Origin of the sequence: Streptomyces sp. NPDC007346 (assembly GCF_040703535.1) — a bacterium.
Taxonomy (GTDB): domain Bacteria; phylum Actinomycetota; class Actinomycetes; order Streptomycetales; family Streptomycetaceae; genus Streptomyces.
In genome coordinates this window covers 79,133-85,132 of the sequence record NZ_JBEYKR010000012.1, presented here as the reverse complement: position 1 = coordinate 85,132, position 6,000 = coordinate 79,133, and the positions used below count along the sequence as shown (strand labels likewise).

The window sequence follows — 6,000 nt, the reverse complement described above, 5'->3', positions numbered from 1 at the left end:
ACCCGATTGCGCTTCACGAAATAGGCCACCACCACCAGCACCGTGGTGGCCGCGATGAACCACAGTTGCAGGCGCGATGCCGGACACACCGCCACCGTCACCGTGGACGGCGAGGTCCGCGACAACGCCACGGTGCGCGCCGACCAGCGCGAGCGCCTGGAGGGCCGCCGCGCCGCCCTGGAGGCCAAGGGCGACAAGCTCCGGCAGGAAGCCGAGTCCCTGCACCGCCGGTCCGACGAGATGGTCGAGCACCTCCCCCTGGGGCAGCCGGTCATGCCTGGCCCGCGCGGCCGGGCCCACCGCAACCTCCTGAACCGCAGCATCGACACCGCGATCAAGGGCGCCCTTACCGCCTGGTCCACGTCCGCGGCGAGTGGCGCAGGGTCGCCCGCGCCAACCCGAAGACCGTCAGCGTGACGACCGGCTACAGCTGGACCGACAAGTACGGGTGGGAAGAGGTCCGGGGCCACCGGGCCGCCGCCGACACCGCCTAGGACTGATCACCTCAGCGCGCGCCCGGTCGCCCCGGGCGCGCGCGGCCCCACCCCTCACTCACCAGCCAGCGAGGACACCATGACCGGCGACTCCACTAGCTTCCAGAGCATGTTCGACGCGATGAAGAGCGCGTACGAGCGGGACCACCCCGGCGAGCAGGACCCCGTACCGCCGTCCTCGACGCCGTACAGCAAGGCGCGCGAGCTGCCGCCCGTAGACCCCGGCGTCCCCTCCGCGCACGTCCGCACCGCCTACCACCTCCGCCAGGGCCCCCGCATGGCCAACGGCGAACACGCCGTTCTCGACCAGCCACTCAGCTCCGGCAGGCTCAGCCGCGTCCAGGGCGACGCGCTCTGTAAGCCGCAGGCGAAGTTCTGGGGCCTCTACGAGAGCCCGGACCGGACGGTGTCCTGCCCTCGCTGCAAGGCCATGGCGGAGCGGCACGGGATCACCATCCGCACGCCGCTCTGACCTCCTCCGGACACCGTCCGGACGCTCTCCCGGACGGTGTCCGCAGCGGCGTCCGGACGCGGCCCGCCGGAGGACGCCCGCACGGGCCCCCGGAGGCGCACGGACACGACCCGCCCAGACGCGTCCGGACAGCGTCCGACCAGCAGGAACACCCTCCGCGCGGACACGTCCCGAACACCTTCCCAGACGCGTCCGCGCCCCCTCTCCGGACACGTCCGGACACAGAAAGGACACCCATGAACGGCCCCCTCGTCGTCATCCCCTGCGCCGCCCGCAAACTCGACCGCCCGGCCCCGGCCGGAGACCTCTACCAAGGCAGCTATCACCGCGCCTGCCGGCAGACCGCCGACACCCTGACCGCCACCGGAGGCACGACCGTCATCCTCTCCGGCCTCCACGGGCTCCTGCCCCTCGACCGCGTCACCGCGCCGTACGACATGCGCATGGGCGACCCCGGCAGCGTCACCCCCGACCGCCTCCGCGACCAGGCCCAGGGGCTCGGCCTCGCAGACGCCCCCACGGTCGTCGTCCTCGCCGGAGCCCTGTACGTCACCGCCGCCCGCGCCGTCTGGCCCCATGCCTTCGCCCCCCTCTCCGGCCGTGGGATCGGCCGCCAGCTCCAGCGCCTTGCCGAGCTCCGCGCCGAACCCCTCTTCCCTCTCTTCTAACTCGCCCCGCCCCGGACGACCGCCCGGGGAACCACACGCTCATTGGAGAACCCGTGTCCCTGCTACTCGCCCTCGCCCTTACCGCCTCCGCCGTCTACGCCTGGCGCCGCTACAACACCCGCCGCGGCCCCAGCGCCTCCGCCGGCGCATCTGCTGCCGCCCGCACCCGGCAGCTCCGTACGCCCCTCGTCCGCCTCGCCACCGCCCTCGGCATCGACACCCGCGCAGAGCGGGAGGCCCGCAACTGGGAGGAAGGGGCGCGTGGTGAACGCCGCGCCGCCGCGCGCCTCCAGCCGCTCACCGATGCCGGCTGGTGGATCCGCTACGACCTCGCCCTCCCGCCCGGGGAAGGGTCGGCGAACGTCGACGGCCTGGCCATCAGCCCGGCCGGGAAGCCGTTCGTCCTCGACCCCAAGGTGATGCACCCCCGCTTCCCCGTCACCGTCCACGCGGGCCGGGTCTGGCACGGCAACCTCGACGTCACCCGGCGCATCACCAGCGCGGGCAAGGAGGCCGCGGCCGTCTCCCGGGCCCTCGGCGTGCCGGTCGTCGCCATCGTCGCCATCGAGGGCGCCCGCCTCCTCGGCCCCCACAAGCGACCGGCAACCGAACTGGCCCTCGGCCCCGTGCGCATCGTGCCGGCGCACCGCCTGCCCGCCGTCCTCCAAGCACAGGCACACGTCCCCGGGCAGCGCCACGCGGAGGCCCTGGTGGCCACCGCCGAGCGCGTGCTACCGCCATACCTGGGCCGTTAACGTGTCCTGATGTTGCAACTTGACATTGCAATATCAGGTTGCAAGTATGTGGGTGTTGGGACAGGGACACCACCGGCAGGGGAGCAACACCATGGCGCACCGCGAGACCACCGTCACCGTGCACGGCACCCGTCGCACCATCCGCACCGAGCAGACCGGCACTGTCCGCCAGATGGAGACGCAGCACACCCGCGCAGTCCGCGCCGCGATCGAGGAGCTGCACGCGGCCGGGAAGGTGGACGCCCTGTCTGCCGCCCAGAAGGGCGCCCGCGCCGCCGTGCACGCCGCCCGCAACCACAACTCTGGCCCCCTGGTGACCGCCGCCGTCGACGCGAGCCGCGCTGTGAAGCGCATCGAGACCTTCAAGGTCAACGTCCTGTCTTTCCCGAACCTGAAGGCGATGACCCGCCCCCACCCGGCGGTGAAGTTCGATCTCGACCCCACCGACCCCTGCCTGGCCGAGGCGCACCACGAGGTCATCGACCCCGACGCCCTCGCCGCTGTCGAGCCCACCGCCGAGGAGCCCCCGGCCCGCCTGCCCGGACAGACCTTCCTGGACTCGCTCCTGGCCCGCCACCTCCCCACCCCGACCCCGAAGGAGGAGGAGCCGATGGACCTGGAGACGTTCCTGAACGACTTCTTCGCCCCGGCGGACATGGGCGACGGCGAGGTCATGGAGGTGAGCGAGTTCATGGGCCTGGTGCCCGACGAGGCGTGACCCGACCAGCAGGGGCCCGCACGGTGCGCGTACGGGCCCCTGCCACATCTCTGAACCCCTCTGACCAGGCACGATGACCGTAGAATGAGGGCAGCCAGAGGCCCCCGGGTGAGCTTTCGCGGGCAGCACCACGGGGGCCGTGCCGACCACCGAAAGAGCGGTGACGACATGTCCCAGACTACCGACGCGCCCCGGCGCCCCTCCTCCCTGCTGGCTGAGGCCGCGTTCCGCGCCCGCCTCGCGGAGCTGGGGGCGACCCTCCTCGAACCCGCATGGTTGGGCAACGGCCAGCCGCACCGTGTCCGCTGCGCCGCCGGGCACGACTGCACCCCGCGCCCGAACAGCGTCCAGAAGGGCCGAGGGGTCTGCCGGACCTGCGCGGGCTCGGACCCCGCGACGGCCGAGGCCGCGTTCCGGGCCCGCCTCGCGGAGCTGGGGGCGACCCTCCTCGAACCCGCGTGGCTGGGCAACGGCCAGCCGCACCGGGTGCGCTGCGCCGCCGGACACGACTGCACCCCGCAACCGAGGAGCGTCCAGGGCGGCCGGGGAGTCTGCCGGACCTGCGCACGCAGGGACCCCGCGTCAGCCGAGGCCGCGTTCCGGGCCCGCCTCGCCGAGCTGGGGGCCACCCTCCTCGAACCCGCGTGGCTCGGCGCCACCCGAGGGCACCGGGTGCGCTGCGCGGCGGGCCACGACTGCACCCCGCGCCCGAACGGCGTCCAGCAAGGGGAAGGGATCTGCCGGACCTGTGTGGGCATGGACCCGGCGACCGCCGAGGCCGCGTTCCGCGCTCGTCTCGCGGAGCTGGGGGCCACCCTCCTCGAACCGGTCTGGCTCGGGAACGACCGAGGGCACCGAGTGCGCTGCGCCGCCGGACACGACTGCACCCCGCGCCCGAGCCACGTGCAGCAGGGGGGAGGCGCCTGCCGGAGCTGCGCGGGCAAGGTGTGGGATGCGTTCTACGTGGTCCGCGACGACGTCCGCGACGTGCTCAAGCTCGGTATCACGTCCGGCGACCCCCGGCCCCGACTGCGGACCCATGCCCGCGCGGGCTTCCGCGCCGTCCTGCGCGTCCACCGGGATCTGCCCGGCGACGTCGCCCCGGCGCTGGAGCGGACCGTCCTGGCCGCCCTCGCCGAGGTACGCGAGGCGCCCGTCCAGGGCCGGGAGTTCTTCCCGGCCCGGGTGGAGCCGCTGGTCCTCGCCCTGGTGGACAGTCACCTGTCCGGACGCCACCTCTCCGCCCGCCGCAAGCGCGTCACCGTCACGTACATGCCGGACGCACCGCAGTAGCCGACCCCCAGGGGCCCGCACACATCCGCGTGCGGGCCCCTCACCGTCTCCCCGGACACCCACCCCCCCTCACGGGCTGCCGGTCCGGCCACGGGGAGCCTGCCCCCTCTGGCCTTATCCTTCTGCGCCCTCACGACGCCGACCAGGGGAAGACCATGACCCAGGCCACCTACCTGCGCACCGACACCATCCCGCTCGCCCAGCTCCAGCCGTTCCCCGGCAACGCGAAGCGCGGGGACGTCGGCGCCATCCTCACCAGCCTCACCAGGAACGGCCAGTACCGCGCCCTCGTGGTCCGAGAGACCGATCCCGGGCGGTACGTCGTCCTCGCCGGGAACCACACCACCCAGGCCATCGCCGCCCACGGCCCCGGCGACTGCGGCATGACCGTCAAGGCCGGCGACGAGGAACGCCCCTGCGGGGTGTGCGGCAACCAGGAATGGGAGCCGTCCGCCCGGTGCGAGATCGTCCACTGCGACGACGACACCGCCACCCGCATCAACCTCGTGGACAACCGCAGCGGGGAACTGGGGGGCTGGGATGAGCAGGCACTCGCGGACCTGATCGGCGGCCTGGACGACCTCGACGGCACCGGCTACAGCGACGAAGACCTGTCCGGCCTCCTGGCCGCCATCGAGGAGGCTGCCGACGAGGAGGCCCCGGAGCCCGACGAGGAGGAGCAGGCGCCGGCCCGGCCGACCGGCACCCCCGGCGCCCCGGACACCACCGGACCGGAGCCCACCCCGGCCGCGGCTTCCGCCGGCGACTCCGTGCCGCCCCTGCCGCCGCCCCCGGGCCACGTCATCATGACGCTGACCTACCTCCCTCCGGACCGCGACGAGGCCGCGCGCCTCGTGTCCAACGCCCGGGAGACGTTCAAGGACGACGGCGCCCCGGGGATCGTGCTCCGCGCCCTGCGCGCCCTGACCGCCGTCCTGGACTCCCGGCACGCCTATGACGGAGTCGTCACCGTCACCGAGCTGCTGCGAGCCGCCGGGGTCGAGCAGCCCTGACCTCCGTCGAGCTTGGTCTCCGTGTTTTCCTGATCGTTTCCTGATCGCGGAACCCCCTACCGGGGCGGCGCGGAGCGCCCCACCACTGAGGGATGACTACCGAAGACATCGCCGCATTCGTCGCGGCGCACCCGCCCCACCCCGGATTCTCTGCGGACCAGATCGCGGACGTCTGGGACGAGCTCAGCTCGGTGGCTGACGTGGAGGTCATTGCTACGGACACGAGCGATCGGGAGACGCGCAGCACCCTGGAGCACGCCGCTGCGTACCGCCGGCAGCTCGCGGCCGCCGTGCGGTGGGTGAAGGCACACCATGGCGATGAGGTCGCCAACTCCTTCGTCACGTACCTCGGGAACGCGTCCTCCAGGAGGGGCGCGCACGCGATTCCCCCCGCCCCGTGAACCCTCCGGTCGTACGGCAGAACGCAGGGACAGCCTCGTCCGGCCGAAGCGTCCGACCACACGTCCCGGCCGCCGCGCTCGCCTACCTGGCGCTCTCGGCCTCCTGACCCACCCGCAAGGGCCCACCCGGACACCCGGTGTGGGCCCTTCCGCCTGTCCGTCGAAAAGCCGTCAACTCCGATTCTG

At 73.2% G+C, this 6,000-nt stretch carries 8 protein-coding genes; all 8 read left to right on the top strand.

Annotation, left to right across the window (positions count from 1 at the left end; genetic code table 11):
- Positions 1 to 102: 102 nt before the first annotated feature.
- Positions 103 to 417 (top strand): DUF3560 domain-containing protein, encoded by a 315-nt coding sequence (locus AB0917_RS06485; protein WP_366818345.1) that lies wholly within the window; start codon positions 103 to 105, stop codon positions 415 to 417.
- A gap of 156 nt (positions 418 to 573) precedes the next feature.
- The gene (locus AB0917_RS06480; protein WP_366818344.1) at positions 574 to 966 is read left to right on the top strand and encodes a hypothetical protein; all 393 of its coding nucleotides are present in this window, start codon (positions 574 to 576) and stop codon (positions 964 to 966) included.
- Between the two features lie 236 nt (positions 967 to 1,202).
- Positions 1,203 to 1,634 carry a DUF6884 domain-containing protein gene (locus tag AB0917_RS06475; protein ID WP_366818343.1) on the top strand — a complete coding sequence of 144 codons (432 nt, stop codon included), beginning with the start codon at positions 1,203 to 1,205 and terminating at the stop codon, positions 1,632 to 1,634.
- A gap of 53 nt (positions 1,635 to 1,687) precedes the next feature.
- Positions 1,688 to 2,389, top strand: coding sequence for an NERD domain-containing protein (locus AB0917_RS06470; protein ID WP_366818342.1), 702 nt, complete (start codon positions 1,688 to 1,690; stop codon positions 2,387 to 2,389).
- A 91-nt stretch (positions 2,390 to 2,480) separates the two neighbouring features.
- On the top strand, positions 2,481 to 3,107 hold the full coding sequence (locus tag AB0917_RS06465; RefSeq protein WP_366818341.1) for a hypothetical protein: 627 nt from the start codon (positions 2,481 to 2,483) through the stop codon (positions 3,105 to 3,107).
- 168 nt (positions 3,108 to 3,275) lie between these two features.
- Entirely contained in the window at positions 3,276 to 4,400 is a 1,125-nt protein-coding gene (locus AB0917_RS06460) for a hypothetical protein (RefSeq protein WP_366818340.1), read from the top strand.
- A 155-nt stretch (positions 4,401 to 4,555) separates the two neighbouring features.
- Positions 4,556 to 5,413, top strand: coding sequence for a hypothetical protein (locus AB0917_RS06455; protein WP_366818339.1), 858 nt, complete (start codon positions 4,556 to 4,558; stop codon positions 5,411 to 5,413).
- Between the two features lie 92 nt (positions 5,414 to 5,505).
- Positions 5,506 to 5,814, top strand: a complete 309-nt coding sequence (locus AB0917_RS06450; RefSeq protein ID WP_366818338.1) for a hypothetical protein — start codon at positions 5,506 to 5,508, stop codon at positions 5,812 to 5,814.
- Positions 5,815 to 6,000: the final 186 nt, after the last annotated feature.

What these genes read in the sequence shown, in the direction of transcription:
- AB0917_RS06480 (WP_366818344.1), top strand. Translation starts at nt 574, where the DNA reads ATGACCGGCGACTCCACTAGCTTCCAGAGCATGTTCGACGCGATGAAG.
- AB0917_RS06450 (WP_366818338.1), top strand. Translation starts at nt 5,506, where the DNA reads ATGACTACCGAAGACATCGCCGCATTCGTCGCGGCGCACCCGCCCCAC.
- AB0917_RS06475 (WP_366818343.1), top strand. Translation starts at nt 1,203, where the DNA reads ATGAACGGCCCCCTCGTCGTCATCCCCTGCGCCGCCCGCAAACTCGAC.
- AB0917_RS06455 (WP_366818339.1), top strand. Translation starts at nt 4,556, where the DNA reads ATGACCCAGGCCACCTACCTGCGCACCGACACCATCCCGCTCGCCCAG.
- AB0917_RS06460 (WP_366818340.1), top strand. Translation starts at nt 3,276, where the DNA reads ATGTCCCAGACTACCGACGCGCCCCGGCGCCCCTCCTCCCTGCTGGCT.
- AB0917_RS06465 (WP_366818341.1), top strand. Translation starts at nt 2,481, where the DNA reads ATGGCGCACCGCGAGACCACCGTCACCGTGCACGGCACCCGTCGCACC.